Genomic DNA, 15,022 nt, shown 5'->3' on the forward strand with positions numbered 1-15,022 from the left:
GCCAGCAGCTCTAAGGTGTATATCCCGGAAGGTAAAAGAACAACCTTCCACAGGCTCATCTTATACTTGTCGCCGATAGGCTGGGCAAAAACGTATTTAACAAAAGCGCAGAAACAATACAAGGTATAATCCACAAATAAATTCTTCTTTTTAAGTCATTGACTGATTCAAACGTCTTAATCATGGATTTTCAGCTCCAACCATATTCTAAACCAATTTAGTCCTACATCCTCATTCTGCGGCAGCTGGCTATCTAGTTTTATAGACTTTAGTCCCTGTATCTCTGCGGCATTATTTTTCAATAAATTTGCGATCAACGAATTAAACTTTCTAACAACTTTTCATTTTAAACAAACTAGAGTTGTCATTATTTTCATTATAATCTCCAACGTGTTTTTTTAACAAGCAAATTAAGCGGAGATAGAACATTTGTTCCACTTTAATTATAGTGGTTTGGTTTAAAAAATACAAAGCTTATTTTTCAAATAATTAGAAATTGATAGAAACTTATACAGAAAAGCTTATTCACTTACTCGATACTCACCAGGAACAACGATTCTATAGTCATAATCCAATAAATCCCCAGTAGGCGTCTTGGATCTAATTTGCATATTTACAGTTCCAGCTGCATGTAGTAAATTCCCTGTTAATTTAAATGTGTTCTTATTTACCTTAAACGCATCGTAATTTACTATATATGACGGTGGCATTGATAGTGTAACATTAACATTTTCTATCTCTTGCTCATATTTTATTGTAAATTCGTTTACTCCGCTCTTCAAAGGTGAAATGTCCACGTCCGGTGCTATAAGTGTATCCGAGGATCTTTCCAAATAGACTCCTTGTTCTGCCGTACTTGGAGTAGACACAACTAAAATAGAAGCAAATAGCAAAATGAATAGACTGTAAATAAATTCGACTTTTAAACGTTTTCGGAACTTACCTACTAGACTACTGACAATATTTTTTATATATTTTCGTTGCATAAACCCTAAAATAAGAACAAAATAAGTTAGTAAGGTTTTTATCAATAGCGCCTTGCCCCATTGACTTTCAATAATGCTTGTAAATGAAAAAGAAGGAATATATTGAATTGCCATATAAATACCTGTTATAGCAAGCGCAACAATGCTCCAGAAAGCAAGCCTTGCAAAACCGGCTCCATTTTGTTTGATATATTCGAACAATTGAACCTTTGGAGGAATGATAATAAGACCTAATACTCCCCCTAGCCACAATGATGCTGCAAACAAATGAATTTCATTGGCAAGAAATGTTAGCCATCCTCCATATCTAGGGTATGATGAATGTCCAATAATAAAAGGTAATAATGAAAGCCCTATACCATAGAACCAAGGTTGTCCTTTTCTATAAAGAAAACCGATAGTAAACGCTAAAAGTTGTATGATCGGAATCCATACGAATTTCATTAAAATAAATTTATTTAAACTTATGTTATTTAATTCTTGTTTTTGTTCATAAAGAACAAATGATATCCCGACCAAACAAAAAAGCAAAAAGAGAGTGCTATACTTTTGCCATCTGCGAAATAACAACTTATCTTTTCGAGAGTTAAACGCAATTACACTCCCTCCAAAAAGAATCATTACCCCAATAAACCAAAACCAATACCCTATTTGCTTTAAACCAATATTAGGAAACCAACTTCTTTGGATCAGAGGACCGTTCTTTACCTCTTCAATAGGCGTAAACTTATTTACTGCAAAATAGAATACATCTATACTATCAGGTGTGTTTGGTTCAACATTTACAGCTGGTCTTGCATACCATGTGACCTGATATGTACCATCTTTAATTGGCTCATCAATTGACACTGTGAGATGGTTTGGATTTAGTGGATCGACTTTCGGCTCTTGTAGTATTACATTTCCTTGTTTATCGTCAAATAACCCTATAGCTGTCAATTTTACTGGTTTATTAAACCATAGCTCAATTTGTTTGGGTTGTCCCTTTATTATTTCACCATCAGTTGGGATTTGTTTAACTAGTTTTAGTTCATTTTTATTATCGCTATTTATAGTATTTATTACTTCAAAAACAAATTTTTGATTAACTACAGCTCCATCCAATGCTAACACATTTATCTCTACAGTATATTTACCTTTTGGCAATTCATTAGGAATGGCTGCTGTAATATGTGATTTGTTACCCGAACCGTAGATTGTTTCACCGATACTAACGTTGGTTTCGTTCCCAATTAGTTTAATAGAATTAGAATGAATGACGACTGGATCTTCAAACCACACTTCAATAGTAGATGGACTCAGTTCTAATCTCTCCCCGCCTACAGGGTTTGTTTTATCAAGAGAAGAATGTGCGAATGTACTATTTGGAATTAGTAAGGTTATAAAGAAAATGACAAGTGTTATATTTATAAAACGATAGAAGCGGTTCACTAAAGTCCCTCCAAAAAACCTCGTGCTATGACCAGTAAATAACGATTTCACTGACTGCTATAAAAATGAGTAACACAAATGCTATATAACGAATATATTCTTTGTTTCTAGATTGATTTTGTAGTTTCTGGTCTAGCTCAAAACCGTATGCAGTCAAAGATAATATTAGTATAGGTAACACCAACATCAATGTGTAGATGAAAGGAAAAATGACATTTGTTATATTTGAATATATGAGAAACGGTAGACGTATTGAAATACCACGAAGTACAGGATCAATGTAAAATGACAAAATAAAACCTATGGTTAGTGGTATCATAGCTGACTTATTATTCACTTGGATATGTTTATGCCTTATATAAACTAAAATTATTAAAGTGATGATGATGAATGGTCCTATTGCCATTGTTATGTAGTTGGTTAAAAATAAAAATGAGCTATATCCATAAAATGAAACAAATTCAATTGATATTAATAAACCAATATATTTCCCTAAAATAAATAAACTCAAATCCCTAAAGGAGATCCCATTATTTCTTCTGAGAAGTAAAAAACATAAAAGTATAATATTGCTCGTAACCTGACTTGGCGTAAAGGTCCCCATTATTCCTAACAACACAACCTGACCAAAACGAGATTGTATGTCTACATAAAGAGACCAGAAATATTCATGTCCAAAGGTAATAATTGCAGCTAATAAATCAAACCAATCCGAACCCATAATAACCTCCCTAAGAAAAGCGCTAGGCGCCCGCCTAGCGGCGACAAGCATAAGACAAGCCGGCTGGAAGGTTGTTCTTTACCTTCCGGACGGATTGGCTTATACCATAGAGTCGATGGCGCCCAGAGCTAGACACTAAAACTAGGTACAAACTTTTATATTTTCTTATCTTTGAACAAAAGCGCAGGGCGCCCGCCTTTTGGCGCATAGATAGATAAATCTAAATTTATATACAATACAAAAAGGCCTGAGGAAAGGCCTTTTTTATAGTGGCGTAAAAAAATAAACAAGCTAGAAAATGTTACTCTTGATCATTCCATGAACTCTCTACATGTGTTCATCATCAAGGGTTTCATAATATGACAATTCCATAAACAGCAACACCTTTTAATCAATGTCTATTTCATCATGGCCTACTTCTAACAGATTCTATCTATTATTCCTCTTCTCCTTGAACACCAACAGCTGCGCCATCTTTTACAATCTGTGTCCAACTAGTACCATTATCGTTTGTTAAAAAGACTTGCTTTTCAAATGTTGTGAAAACAATTTCTGAACTGTTTTGTGGATTTACAGCAATATATGTTATTGCATCCTCATTACTTATTTTTGGAATAGAAATCACACTTTTTTCTTGTGTATCTAAATTTATTTCATACATTACCGACTTATCCTCTATCCCACCGACTATTAATTTATTATCTTTTGTAAAGTGAATTGCAGATGTTGGAACATTTGGCAATATGCTTTCAAATGTATTACCATAATCAGTTGAAAGAAAAGCACCTTGATTTGTACCGATTGCAATTACTTTTTCATCTGTTTGATGGACTGCGATCGATGCTGGTCCGCCTTCTAACCCCTTCATTTCACTTTTAGTCCATGTCTTTGTATCGTCCACTGTATAATGAAGACCAGTGTCTTTCATTTTACTATTTGGTTGTGGATTCAGAACATAGATAGCATGTGAATAATAGCCTACTGCCATTCCATGAAAATCTATCTCTTTATATAAGTCAAGTGTTTCTATTGATTTTCCGTAGTCATTACTTTTTATGACTCCAAAAGGGTTTTCTAATGTTGAACCTGGGCCGGGATGACCACTGCTATAAAAACCATTATCCACCATAGAAAATCCCATGTAATCATTTGTTTCTCCTTCAGGAATTTCCCATGCACCATTAGAATAAACTCTTAATCCATCATGGACCGGTATATAAATCGAATTTTCTTCACTAGCATATCCAAGCCCATGAATATCAGGGAAAGTAATAGCACTAACCTCATCATCTTTTTTATTATTAGCAATAACTATAAATGCAAGGATCATTATACTAACTAAAGCAATTATAATAATCCATTTAAACGTTTTTTTACTTTGCTGAGATTGTCTATTTTTTGAATTCATTTGCTTTCTCCTTTTTCACCTTAATAATAATACAATATAGTATTCCAAAAATAACAATTGGAATTCCTAACCAGACACACAACAGTAAAAAATTCTTGACATACACATCTAAACTTAATCCCATAAGATAAGATCCAGAGGTAGCTAGACAAGCTAAGCCAACAAGTACAAGTAGACCAGCTATCGCATATTCATAGCGTTTCATAACTTAACCCTCCTAAGTTTAGTCTGCAGGGAAAGTCAATATGAAGCACGTTCCTTTACCAACTTCACTATTGACATGAATTTCACCTTGTTGTAGTTCGGTTAAATATTTAACAATCGATAATCCTAAACCTGTTCCACCAGTTTTTCTAGATCTTGACTTTTCTACACGATAAAAACGCTCAAATAGAAAAGGTAAATCTTCTTGTGGTATACCTAATCCAGTATCTTCGATTGATAGTTTGATCTTCTTTTGCCAAGCCCAAAGACTTATGGTAATAGAACCATTTTCAGTATAACGAATTGCATTCTCTAAGAGGTTTATCACTATTTGTTCAGTTCGAAAGCCATCAAGGTTGACCATTGGAAGATTTGTATCACCTTTAAGATAAATATTGATTCCTTTTTCCTTTGCTTTCAATTCAGTTTTAAAAAATGCGCTTTGTACGACTTCATAAAGATCGATATTTTCGAAGTGAAATTCTAGTTTACCCTCTTCCATTTTTGATAACTCGAACAGGTCATTCACTAATTGTGTCATTATTTGCGTTTCCTTCTCGACAATGATTAAGAACTGCTCTTTTTCTTCTTCAGATTGATAAAGTCCTTTTTGAATTGCCTTTATATATCCACCTAGATATGTTAAAGGGGTTCGCAATTCATGTGAAATATTAGCAAAAAATTCTCTTCTACTTGTTTGATAATTATCTAGTTCAACGGCAAGATAATTAATTGCTTCTGCCAAAGATCCAATTTCATCTTTACTCTCAACAAAAACTCTAGTTTTTAAATCACCATGAGCAATATTCCTAGTTGCCTTCTCCATTTCAAGCAATGGATTTGTTAGTTTTCTTGTAAAAAAGAAGGTAAAACCAATCGCTAAAAATATCGCACCCATTCCTGCAAGAATGAGCATATCTCTTACACGATTAAGTGATTCATAGATACCGTCAATTGGTGCTAGTACATATATACTACCAATGAATTCTCCGTTAAAATAAATAGGTTTACCACTTAATAAATACCTATTTTTTGTGGTTTTATCTTGAAATTCCATTTTTATGGATCCTTTTTCTTTGAGTGTTACCCATAGATCCATGCTTACCTCTGAACCCTTAGGAATACTAGGTAACCCTGAATTGGCTACAACTATGCCATTTTGATCTACTATAAATATTTCCTGTTCAGTTAAATTTGCCAGCATTTCAAACATGGTAAGAATTTGCTCATCTTCAAGTCCAGTGATTGTTTGTGAGTACCTAGTGGAGAGGTTATCAATTTGATTTTCTACCTCATTATAAAAAAAACCAGAAAATATTTTATTAATACTAAAGCCTAGAGGAAAAATTACAATAATAAACAGTAGGATAAAGACTACTCCTAACTTAATAACGATACTATTCCATTTCATCCTTTGCCATCTGGGGTTTGAAAAATATACCCAACGCCCCATACCGTTTTTATTGGGTTAAAGGATAATCCGTTCTTTCTAAATTTTTCACGGACATTTTTAACATGTGTATCTACAGTCCTAACGTCAAGTATATTGTTTGTATTCCATATAGCATTAAGCAAAACTTCACGTGTAAACACCCTTTTTTGATTTGTTGCTAGCAAATGAATTAAATCAAATTCCTTAGGTGTAAGCTCGACTACGTTCCCGTTAATCTGAATCAATCTACTATCTTTTATAATAGTAAGGTCAGAGATCGCAATTGTTCCATCACTATGTTCGTTATTATAGTCAGAATACCTTCTTAATAACGCGTGAACTCGCGCCAACAACTCTTCAGGTTCAAATGGTTTTACTAAATAATCATCCGCACCTATGCTAAGACCAAGTACCTTGTCCTTCACATCATGTAGAGCAGTTAGCATCAAGATTGGGGTATTTTCTCGTTCGCGAATTTTTTCACAAACTGTCCAACCGGTCATATCAGGCATCATTACATCTAAAATAATAAGCTGGTATTTTTGACTATTCACCTTTTCTAACGCCTCTTTACCATTTGAAGCTTCATCTATACTGAAGTGATGTACTAAGTGAACCTTTAATAAATTTCTCATATTCCATTCATCATCAACAATAAGAATCTTGTCCTTCATTTCTTCATCCCCTACTTATTCTACATTTATAGTTGAAACATTCTCATCTATTGTTTGTTCTTGTTTTACCCATTTAAAAAATATATATCCGATAATAACACCATAAACCAACTCTTGGACAAGCTTCATAATTATTCCTCCAGTTTGTTGGTCATCTACAGGTCCTAAATATGCAGATAATTGTGGTGCACTAGAGTACACAGCATACATCGGTTCATCGGCAAAAATGATTAAGGCGCAAGCAGGGGTTAATAATACTCCTCCAGCAAATATATATCCTAATTTTTGCAAAGGTGAGAGCTTATCTAATTCTTCAGCAACTGGAATGACTGGAATCCACATTAGAAATGCTGAAATTGTTAATACGATATGAGTAAGATTGTGAAAAATCGTATTTGATACCAAGAAGTCAAAAATAATCGGAATATGGTAAAAGGAAAATAGAATATTAAATAGGATTAAAGGAATTAGTGGAACTTTCAAAATCGAAAGAATGTTATATTTGTTTCCGATTTTAATAACAGATTGAACCATCCATTTTTCTAGTCCAATTAAGAGTAAAGGTGGCATTACAATATAAACTAAAGACTGATTTAACATATGTACACTGAATAAGAAATCATCACCTAAAACATGTAATGGAGTCCCTAGTGCAATATAAAATACGATCAACCCAGTAAAGAACGAGATTTTTTTTATTATAGATACAGAAATAAATTCAGGATTATCTCTCTGGTTCTTATTTATGAAAAAAAGATATAAGAGAAAGACAGCAATAACCCCAACAAATAATAAGGGGTTCCAAAGCTCAAAAAAAGAATAATCACGTAAGCTACTTTTCTCTTGTCCATTATGTGCAAGCGCATTAGTTGGTCCTAGAAGAAAAAACAAACCAAATAACGCAAGAGAGATCCTTTGGAAATACATATATTTCCCCTCCGAAACCTATTTATAGATTTAATTTATATTTACTTAAGTGGGTCTTTTTTATATTTATTAACGGTTTCAACAATAAATTCTTTAGTCATTGGACCTATATGGTGATACCTGATAACACCGCTTTCATCTATAAAAAAAGTTTCCGGTTGACCCAATACACCGTAAGGCTTTGCCATTGAATCATTATAATCTAAAACATATGTTGACGTAGATTTGAATTCTATAATAAACTCTTGTACATTTATCTTTGGCTCGGCTCGACTTAGGATAAGAAGTTTTGCCTGTTTTCCAAACTCATCTTCAAACGCTTGAAGTTCTGGGGCCTCCTCTCGACATGGAGGACACCAGGATGCAAAAAAATTCAAGATGACAAATTCGCCTCGATAGTCTTTTAGACTAACCATATTACCGTCCACATCTTCTAACGAAAAATCAGGAGCAATGTCACCAACCACCGCAGCAGTTGAGTTTTTACCTAGATTAACAGCCATATAGATAAATGCAACTCCTATAACCACTAAAATAGTTATACGAACTAACTTACGTAGCAAACTTGTCACCTCCATTTAGGATCATGTATCAATCTTTATTAATCCTTGCTAATTGTTTTGTGATTTTCTTTTGTTCATTAAAAATACGAATAATATAAGCTAGAATACCAATCCATATAAACAATACACCTACAAATAAAAAATTCATCTGTATTCTCCTATTCTTTTATTCAATATGTTTAATTTCTTTAATTGCTTCTTTATGTCTTTCGAGAAAGAAGCGATAGATTAATAATGTGAAAAATAGTAACTGAAACGCAAAGATACTGTAAAATAATGTCTGTGCCATTTCTACTGGCATATGAACGCCTTGCTCATCGATTACTTTTGGATGAATAGTTCTCCACCACTTTACCGAAAAGTAAACGAGTGGAACATCAATGAAGGCAATGATACCAAATATAGCGGCAAATTTTCGATGTCGTTCTTCCCCGTTAACAGATGTTCTAATAAATAAATAAGCTATATACATAAACCATAGAATAAGTGAAGTAACTAGTCGTGGGTCATCCCACACCCACCATGCATTCCAAACAGGTCTCGCCCATAAAGAGCCTGTCACAAGAACAAAGGTAGTGAAGAGTACTCCAATCTCAGCTGCTGATACAGCCAAATAGTCCCATTGTTTGTTTTTTGTAACTAAATAAAGAATTCCTCCAATAAATACAATCGCAAATGCTACAAACGCAACAAATGCACTTGGAACATGGAAATACATAATCCTTTGTATATCTCCCATATACTTTTCAGTTGGTGCATAATAAAAAGCCATGTATAGCTGAATAATTATTGCTATTGCTGTTATGAAAGTAAGTGGGATTTTCGATCCTGTTAGTAGTTTGTTAAACATGTCACACCTCCAATAATTGGTCGAATAAAAAAAGTGGGATAATTGTAAAAAGAATGTCATAACTAATTAAAAGGGATAGCCAAACGTTTTGCGACAGTCCGATAGATGGGTATAAGGCCATATCTGTTAGTTGAACGATACCTAAAAACAACGGCACACTTAGAGGAAAAAGCATTACTGGTAGTAATAACTCCGTAATTCTGCTCGATTGTGCTAGTGTTGCTAAAAACACACCCATTGCTACAAACCCCCAGCTGCCTAGTGCTAATACCGCTACTAGCAAACCAATTGAATGGGGAAAAGGTTGTTTAATGAACAAAAAAAAGGCAGGAACAGAGATACTAATTACGATAAAAACCAATAATAAATTCCCTAAAAGTTTGCCAAGATACAATGCACCCTTGTCTAATGGAGAGACCAATAAACCAATTAAGACTCCATTTTCCTTTTCGACTGCAACAATTCTATTAAATCCTAGTAGGGCGGATAAAAGAATCGGAAGCCATAATATCCCTGCCGCCAATTGTTGCATCGCTTCAATCTCTGTATCAAATGCTATATTTAAAAACACTTGAAACATTAAAGCAAAAATAATCATTGAAAAGAGAAGCGATTTTTGCCGGAATTCTAACGTGAGATCCCTCTTAAGAATTAATAGTGTTTGTTTATAGAAATTCATTTTTGTTCCTCTCCAACAATGACTGATACTTGTTTAAAAAAGGTAAAAAGGATAGGTTCGAACACTTTTCATCTAGAATCATTTTTCCATTATGAAGTAAAATAGCTCGTTCACAAAGGTCAAAAGCTTGTTTTACATCATGACTTACCAAAATATATCCATTCCCTCGTTGCTCATGTTCTTTCAGTATTTCTTCAATTATCATTCTTGATTTCAAATCTAGCCCATCAAATGGTTCATCTAAGAGCAAATGTTCTGGTTGATGGATTAATGCTCTTGCAATTGATAAACGTTGTCTCATCCCCTTAGAATAGGTACCGACAAGCTCATCCTTAACAGTAACTAATTGCACTTTAGTAAGAATAGACTCAATATAATGTGGATCAGCTTTACCGTAAAGTTGCTGATAAAAGTGTAAATTTTCAAAAGCCGTTAACGAATCATGCAAAAAGCTTTCAGGAAAAACAACACCTAGATTGTTTTTCCATGTATTTTTGCTTACTCCATCTGTAAACAATACCTTTCCATCTGAAGGTTGTGCAAGGAATGAGATTATTTTTAATAGCGTCGATTTACCCGCTCCATTCCCTCCAATAAACGCAATTGTTTCACCCTTTTTCCAAGCGAAATTAATCGATTTTAATATGTTTCGATTATTTATGCTAAATTCAAGATTTTGAAGTTCTAAAATGGAGCTCACCTACCTGATTTCAACTATAATCCTTTTCAGCTTATCTCTTATATTTTCATAGGATTCCTGATACGTTTTCTCACTTATTAAGTTGGATTGAAAATCCTTCTCTAGTTGAACCAAATCTTGCAATACTATTTCTTTTTCTGCTTGCAACCATGAACGCTTTGGTTTAATATTTTTGCCCAAGGACTTTTGATAATCCCTTTTAAGTCCGATTAAGGTGATAGTTAATGCGAAAACGATTAGGAGCATTGTAATTACAGCCTTATCGTACCCTATACCTTCCCTACCAATAACTTTATAGCCATCCTCTGTATATTTGGCAGAAGATGAGTTAACTACCTTATTAGAGTCATCATTTTCACTTGTTTGACCAATGAATTTAAACAAAAGCGGCCATGGTGTATCAGGATGAAAATCTACACGTTTAAAGCGCCTAAACTCTTGATTATTCATCTCAAATAAATCAGATTGTGTTACTAAATAACTTGCATCAAATGATAGGATCCCAGGCTGGATGATAACCTGGAAGGTTTCAGCTACATACGCCACCTCGATATACCATTGAGAGTTGCTTTGGATGAGCGGCATTGTATACGTCACAATTATCTGTTTTTCCTTCCCAGGTTCAAGACCTGTGACATCAACAATCCCTTTTTCAGTAACTTGCATATCTTTTTCTTCCAACCCACTGCGGACTTGGAGGTCTTTATAACCTTCTGGTAAATAAATTGGTAACACTTCTTCCTTCTGGTCGCCGCTGTTCTTAAAATTCACAATTTGTACAAGCTGAATCGTATTTAGATCTATTGGAGTGGCTATTATATTTTGTTCTGTAATCCTCACTGGATATTTCCCATCAGCCAACATTATTCTTGGATTAAATATTAGAGGGATCATGATTGCCACTATCAGAAGTGGAATAATTTTATTTCTCATGAATTATCACCCCGTTTTTCTCTAGCACTTGACGAATTTCATTGTCTACCAAACGATCTAGATCTCTATCCATGATATTTTCTTTAGATTGACTAACAAATCTAGAGGCCTTGAGATTCAATTCATTTTTCGTATTTGTATAGTCCTTCTCAGACAATTTCCCCATTTGAAAATCATATTCTAGTTCAGACAGCTGCATAAACACTTGCTCTTTCTCATCTTGGAAATCTTCTTCAGTCATCTCAACCGTTCCATTTTTTTTCGTAAAAAAAGGAGAAATCAGAAGAATTATTATAATTATTCCAATAAAACCCATAAAAATTTCAGCACCCGTCATAATGTTCTCCTTTCATTATAACCAATTTTTCAATTCCTCTTGAATTTTACTAGCATCTACGTCGGTAACAAGCTGTTGTTGATTTGCAACAACCTCATCGCCCCGCTTACTCTTCAGCCATTTTTTTACTAGTAAAACGACAAGGATGAGACCCAACACTAATCCAAGTATAGGTAAAAACCATATAATTAGATTAAAACCTTCGGCTGCAGGGGCTGCGAGGATACGATCACCATATTTTTGCACCAAGTAATCAATCACTTGCTCTTTATTCATACCCCCATCTAAAAGGGTCGATATCTCTTCTCGTAAATCATACGCTGTTGACAACGTACAATAATCTGCAGTCATAGAATCTGTACAGCCTGGAGGATGCAGTTCTTTCGCTACATCTAGCATTTCGTTTCTGGAGCTGGTTATTGTGATATTACTAGCTTCAGTTAGACCCTTTTTAGGAATATATACTAATAGCGAGAATATAAATAAAGATAGAGAGAACCATTTCTTTTTTATAAACTTACCCATAAAGCATTGACTCCGTTTGTATTTGTCGTCTTCTTCTGTTAGCTGAACGGTCAGGCCATAAGGATATTAATGTTCCAAAGATTAAGACATAGCCTCCTGCCCAAGTCCACGACATTAAAGGAAATACTTTCACTTGAACAAACACCTTTCCATTATCCTCAGACCAGCCATTTAATATTACATAGAGGTCTTCCTGCAATGAACTTACAACTGACACTTCGGTTGTCGGTTGATTACCGTTTGTATAGAACACTTTTTCAGGCTGAACAACACCGATTTTTTCACCATTCTTCTCTACCAATAATTCTGCAAACACTGTTTGCTTCACGCCGTTATTAATTTCACCAAGACCTCTATATTGCAACGAATATTTTCCTAACTCGACTGTGTCACCCTCATTTAAGCCGCGTTGAATGTCTACTGAATAGTTACTAGCACCCGTTAATCCAATCGCAATTAAAACCACTCCAAAGTGAGCAATATACCCACCATAACGTCGCCTGTTTTTAACGAAAAGCATAATAAATGAGCGAACAGGGGATTCACCAGTTACCTTTACCCTGGCTTGTACAGCCTTTGCAAATTCAAGGAAAATGATCATCGCTACAAAGCTTGTACTTGACAAAGATAAAAGAGTCATCCAATTTGTTATACCCACACTAAAAAGTGCTAGGGCTAAGAGAACAGTAATGATTAAAGGGTAACTGAGGTTTCTAAAAATGGCCTTCGCTGACGACCTTTTCCATGCCACAACTGGTCCTACTCCCATTAAAATAATCAAAGCTAAGAAGATAGGCACATTAACTTTATTAAAATAAGGAGCGCCTACCATCACTTTTGTACCTGTTACAGCTTCGGACACAACAGGATAGATGGTTCCCCAAAACACTGTAAATGCTGATGTGATTAATAATAGATTGTTAACTAAGAAACTACTTTCTTTAGAAATATATGATTCAAATTGAGCATCCGACTTTAGCACAGACCAATTAGCGGTAATGTTCCAAATTGAACCGACAAGAATTACCCCTATAAATGCTAAAAAATAGGCGCCAATTGGACCATTTGCAAATGCGTGAACAGACCATAATAATCCGCTTCTTGTTAAAAATGTTCCAAAGATTGTGAGAATAAACGTTAATGTAACAAGGGTCATTGTCCATCCTTTTAACATGCCCTTTCTTTCTTGAACCATAGTAGAGTGTAGCAGTGCTGTTGCTGTAAGCCATGGCAATAATGAAGCATTTTCTACTGGATCCCAAGTCCAATAGCCGCCCCATCCTAGTTCTACATAAGCCCACTGAGAACCAAATAAAATACCCATACTCAAGAATAACCAAGAAACTAGAGTCCACTTCCTTGTTACTTTGACCCAAACTGCATCAGCTTTCTTTAAAAGTAATGCAGCCATTCCATATGCAAACGGCACAGCAAAACCGATATAGCCCAAATATAATGTTATAGGATGTACAGCCATTCCTGGATTTTGTAATAGTGAATTCAATCCATTTCCTTCTGTCATCTTTTCAGGATTTAATGCAAATGGCTGTTCTATTGTATTAAGTATGAGTATAAAGAAAGCATTGATAAGTAATAATATAGTCGATACCCAAGGTAAGAATTGATTACTATCCTTGTGTTTAGACCAAGTGACTAATGCCGTATAAATACTTAATATCCAAAGCCATAATAATAGAGACCCTGCATTCCCACCCCAAAAGGCAGTAACTTTATAAAACAAGGCCATATCTGTACTTGAATAAAGAGCAACATAATCGTATTTAAAGTCTCCTGTTACTAGTAAGTAAATCAACGAACCTGAAGCCATGGTTGTCACAAGAGGAAGAATCAATACCGATGTTTTTGCACTCTTAAGCCAACGTATATCTTTGGTGCGAATTGCCATTAGATGACTGACTATCCCATATACAACAATGACAATTGAGAATAAAAGGGCCAAACGACCGACTTCACCCATTAGTATCATCTCCCCCTTGCTCATCTGTAGCTGGATGATCCTCAGGAATTTCCTCCCCATCTTCTTCCAACGCTTCATATTTTGATGGGCATTTTACTAACAATTCAGAAGCAATAAACACACCTTCAGAATTTAATTCACCTTCGACAATCGCTTCCCACCCATCATTTAATGTGTCTGGTTTGACACCATCATATTGGATCGATACACGGTTTCCATTTTTACCTTCGAGTTCAAAGGATAGCAATATTGTTGATGGATCAAATTCAATCGATTCACCAACTATATTTCCACTTACTTTTATTCGTTCCCCAACTGCTTCCTCTTTCTTATCTTGTAATTCATCCACAGTCAGGTATAAAGTTGCCGCACTTCCAATGCTAGTATAGATAAGAGTACCTATAACTCCTACAAAAATTCCTAAAGCAATGATTATTTTTGTTTTCTTTCCCAATCAAACACACCTCATTTTCTTCATTAGTATATAAGAAAAGCGCAGGGTACACCGGCCAGACAGTAAATAAAGGTAAAAATTTAAACTTTCTTTTTCGTTTATACCCATCCTCTACGATTATAGGCAGTAAATGTGAAGATTCTGTGATGAAAACTACAAATTATCATTCCATTGTTTTCTTTTTGAAAAATGCTCATTATAATACCCAGTCTCCTAATGA

At 34.6% G+C, this 15,022-nt stretch carries 17 protein-coding genes and 1 riboswitch; all 17 genes read right to left on the bottom strand.

The genetic code is table 11. The features are described 5' to 3' along the window. Window positions 1-237: 237 nt before the first annotated feature. Window positions 238-322, bottom strand: a riboswitch (cyclic di-GMP riboswitch). A gap of 199 nt (window positions 323-521) precedes the next feature. The 17 genes from PY093_RS13500 to PY093_RS13575 all read right to left on the bottom strand — a co-directional run bounded on the left by PY093_RS13500 (window position 522) and on the right by PY093_RS13575 (window position 14,802). Further along, window positions 522-2,417: a copper resistance CopC/CopD family protein gene (locus tag PY093_RS13500; RefSeq protein ID WP_275646384.1), complete on the bottom strand. Its 1,896-nt coding sequence runs from the start codon at window positions 2,415-2,417 to the stop codon at window positions 522-524. A 25-nt stretch (window positions 2,418-2,442) separates the two neighbouring features. Beyond that, window positions 2,443-3,138: a hypothetical protein gene (locus PY093_RS13505; protein WP_275646385.1), complete on the bottom strand. Its 696-nt coding sequence runs from the start codon at window positions 3,136-3,138 to the stop codon at window positions 2,443-2,445. 436 nt (window positions 3,139-3,574) lie between these two features. Next, the gene (locus PY093_RS13510; protein WP_275646386.1) at window positions 3,575-4,546 is read right to left on the bottom strand and encodes a F510_1955 family glycosylhydrolase; all 972 of its coding nucleotides are present in this window, start codon (window positions 4,544-4,546) and stop codon (window positions 3,575-3,577) included. After that, window positions 4,530-4,751: a hypothetical protein gene (locus PY093_RS13515; RefSeq protein ID WP_275646387.1), complete on the bottom strand. Its 222-nt coding sequence runs from the start codon at window positions 4,749-4,751 to the stop codon at window positions 4,530-4,532. Before PY093_RS13515 ends, PY093_RS13510 begins: the two co-directional genes overlap by 17 nt. An 18-nt stretch (window positions 4,752-4,769) precedes the next feature. Beyond that, a complete protein-coding gene (locus PY093_RS13520; RefSeq protein ID WP_275646388.1) occupies window positions 4,770-6,161 on the bottom strand; it encodes a sensor histidine kinase in 1,392 nt (463 codons plus the stop codon). Further along, window positions 6,158-6,856, bottom strand: coding sequence for a response regulator transcription factor (locus PY093_RS13525; protein ID WP_275646389.1), 699 nt, complete (start codon window positions 6,854-6,856; stop codon window positions 6,158-6,160). The genes PY093_RS13520 and PY093_RS13525 overlap by 4 nt, the downstream gene beginning before the upstream one ends. Window positions 6,857-6,871: 15 nt before the next feature. Beyond that, complete coding sequence (locus tag PY093_RS13530) at window positions 6,872-7,783, bottom strand: cytochrome c oxidase assembly protein (protein ID WP_275646390.1); 912 nt, start codon at window positions 7,781-7,783, stop codon at window positions 6,872-6,874. Between the two features lie 41 nt (window positions 7,784-7,824). Next, window positions 7,825-8,346 carry a TlpA family protein disulfide reductase gene (locus PY093_RS13535; RefSeq protein ID WP_275646391.1) on the bottom strand — a complete coding sequence of 174 codons (522 nt, stop codon included), beginning with the start codon at window positions 8,344-8,346 and terminating at the stop codon, window positions 7,825-7,827. Between the two features lie 28 nt (window positions 8,347-8,374). Then, the gene (locus PY093_RS21440) at window positions 8,375-8,494 is read right to left on the bottom strand and encodes a CcmD family protein (protein ID WP_481769300.1); all 120 of its coding nucleotides are present in this window, start codon (window positions 8,492-8,494) and stop codon (window positions 8,375-8,377) included. Between the two features lie 18 nt (window positions 8,495-8,512). Then, window positions 8,513-9,196: a cytochrome c biogenesis protein CcsA gene (ccsA, locus tag PY093_RS13540; RefSeq protein ID WP_275646392.1), complete on the bottom strand. Its 684-nt coding sequence runs from the start codon at window positions 9,194-9,196 to the stop codon at window positions 8,513-8,515. A 1-nt stretch (window position 9,197) separates the two neighbouring features. Beyond that, window positions 9,198-9,875, bottom strand: a complete 678-nt coding sequence (locus PY093_RS13545; protein ID WP_275646393.1) for a heme exporter protein CcmB — start codon at window positions 9,873-9,875, stop codon at window positions 9,198-9,200. Continuing rightward, window positions 9,862-10,575 (bottom strand): ABC transporter ATP-binding protein, encoded by a 714-nt coding sequence (locus PY093_RS13550; protein ID WP_275646394.1) that lies wholly within the window; start codon window positions 10,573-10,575, stop codon window positions 9,862-9,864. The genes PY093_RS13545 and PY093_RS13550 overlap by 14 nt, the downstream gene beginning before the upstream one ends. Then, the gene (locus tag PY093_RS13555; protein ID WP_275646395.1) at window positions 10,576-11,508 is read right to left on the bottom strand and encodes a hypothetical protein; all 933 of its coding nucleotides are present in this window, start codon (window positions 11,506-11,508) and stop codon (window positions 10,576-10,578) included. Then, a complete protein-coding gene (locus PY093_RS13560) occupies window positions 11,498-11,845 on the bottom strand; it encodes a hypothetical protein (protein ID WP_275646396.1) in 348 nt (115 codons plus the stop codon). The genes PY093_RS13555 and PY093_RS13560 overlap by 11 nt, the downstream gene beginning before the upstream one ends. A 15-nt stretch (window positions 11,846-11,860) precedes the next feature. Further along, window positions 11,861-12,370, bottom strand: a complete 510-nt coding sequence (locus PY093_RS13565) for a cytochrome c-type biogenesis protein (protein WP_275646397.1) — start codon at window positions 12,368-12,370, stop codon at window positions 11,861-11,863. Continuing rightward, complete coding sequence (locus PY093_RS13570; RefSeq protein WP_275646398.1) at window positions 12,363-14,348, bottom strand: heme lyase CcmF/NrfE family subunit; 1,986 nt, start codon at window positions 14,346-14,348, stop codon at window positions 12,363-12,365. Before PY093_RS13570 ends, PY093_RS13565 begins: the two co-directional genes overlap by 8 nt. Beyond that, window positions 14,341-14,802 carry a cytochrome c maturation protein CcmE gene (locus PY093_RS13575; protein ID WP_275646399.1) on the bottom strand — a complete coding sequence of 154 codons (462 nt, stop codon included), beginning with the start codon at window positions 14,800-14,802 and terminating at the stop codon, window positions 14,341-14,343. The genes PY093_RS13570 and PY093_RS13575 overlap by 8 nt, the downstream gene beginning before the upstream one ends. Between the last annotated feature and the right edge of the window lie 220 nt (window positions 14,803-15,022).

It is taken from the genome of Cytobacillus sp. S13-E01 (assembly GCF_029193815.1).
Lineage (GTDB): Bacteria > Bacillota > Bacilli > Bacillales > Bacillaceae_L > Bacillus_BV.

Excerpts from the sequence above, each read along its gene's own strand:
- PY093_RS13505 (WP_275646385.1), bottom strand. The coding sequence starts at position 3,138 with ATGGGTTCGGATTGGTTTGATTTATTAGCTGCAATTATTACCTTTGGA.
- PY093_RS13510 (WP_275646386.1), bottom strand. The coding sequence starts at position 4,546 with ATGAATTCAAAAAATAGACAATCTCAGCAAAGTAAAAAAACGTTTAAA.
- PY093_RS13515 (WP_275646387.1), bottom strand. The coding sequence starts at position 4,751 with ATGAAACGCTATGAATATGCGATAGCTGGTCTACTTGTACTTGTTGGC.
- PY093_RS13520 (WP_275646388.1), bottom strand. The coding sequence starts at position 6,161 with ATGAAATGGAATAGTATCGTTATTAAGTTAGGAGTAGTCTTTATCCTA.
- PY093_RS13525 (WP_275646389.1), bottom strand. The coding sequence starts at position 6,856 with ATGAAGGACAAGATTCTTATTGTTGATGATGAATGGAATATGAGAAAT.
- PY093_RS13530 (WP_275646390.1), bottom strand. The coding sequence starts at position 7,783 with ATGTATTTCCAAAGGATCTCTCTTGCGTTATTTGGTTTGTTTTTTCTT.
- PY093_RS21440 (WP_481769300.1), bottom strand. The coding sequence starts at position 8,494 with ATGAATTTTTTATTTGTAGGTGTATTGTTTATATGGATTGGTATTCTA.
- ccsA (WP_275646392.1), bottom strand. The coding sequence starts at position 9,196 with ATGTTTAACAAACTACTAACAGGATCGAAAATCCCACTTACTTTCATA.
- PY093_RS13545 (WP_275646393.1), bottom strand. The coding sequence starts at position 9,875 with ATGAATTTCTATAAACAAACACTATTAATTCTTAAGAGGGATCTCACG.
- PY093_RS13555 (WP_275646395.1), bottom strand. The coding sequence starts at position 11,508 with ATGAGAAATAAAATTATTCCACTTCTGATAGTGGCAATCATGATCCCT.
- PY093_RS13560 (WP_275646396.1), bottom strand. The coding sequence starts at position 11,845 with ATGACGGGTGCTGAAATTTTTATGGGTTTTATTGGAATAATTATAATA.
- PY093_RS13565 (WP_275646397.1), bottom strand. The coding sequence starts at position 12,370 with ATGGGTAAGTTTATAAAAAAGAAATGGTTCTCTCTATCTTTATTTATA.
- PY093_RS13570 (WP_275646398.1), bottom strand. The coding sequence starts at position 14,348 with ATGGGTGAAGTCGGTCGTTTGGCCCTTTTATTCTCAATTGTCATTGTT.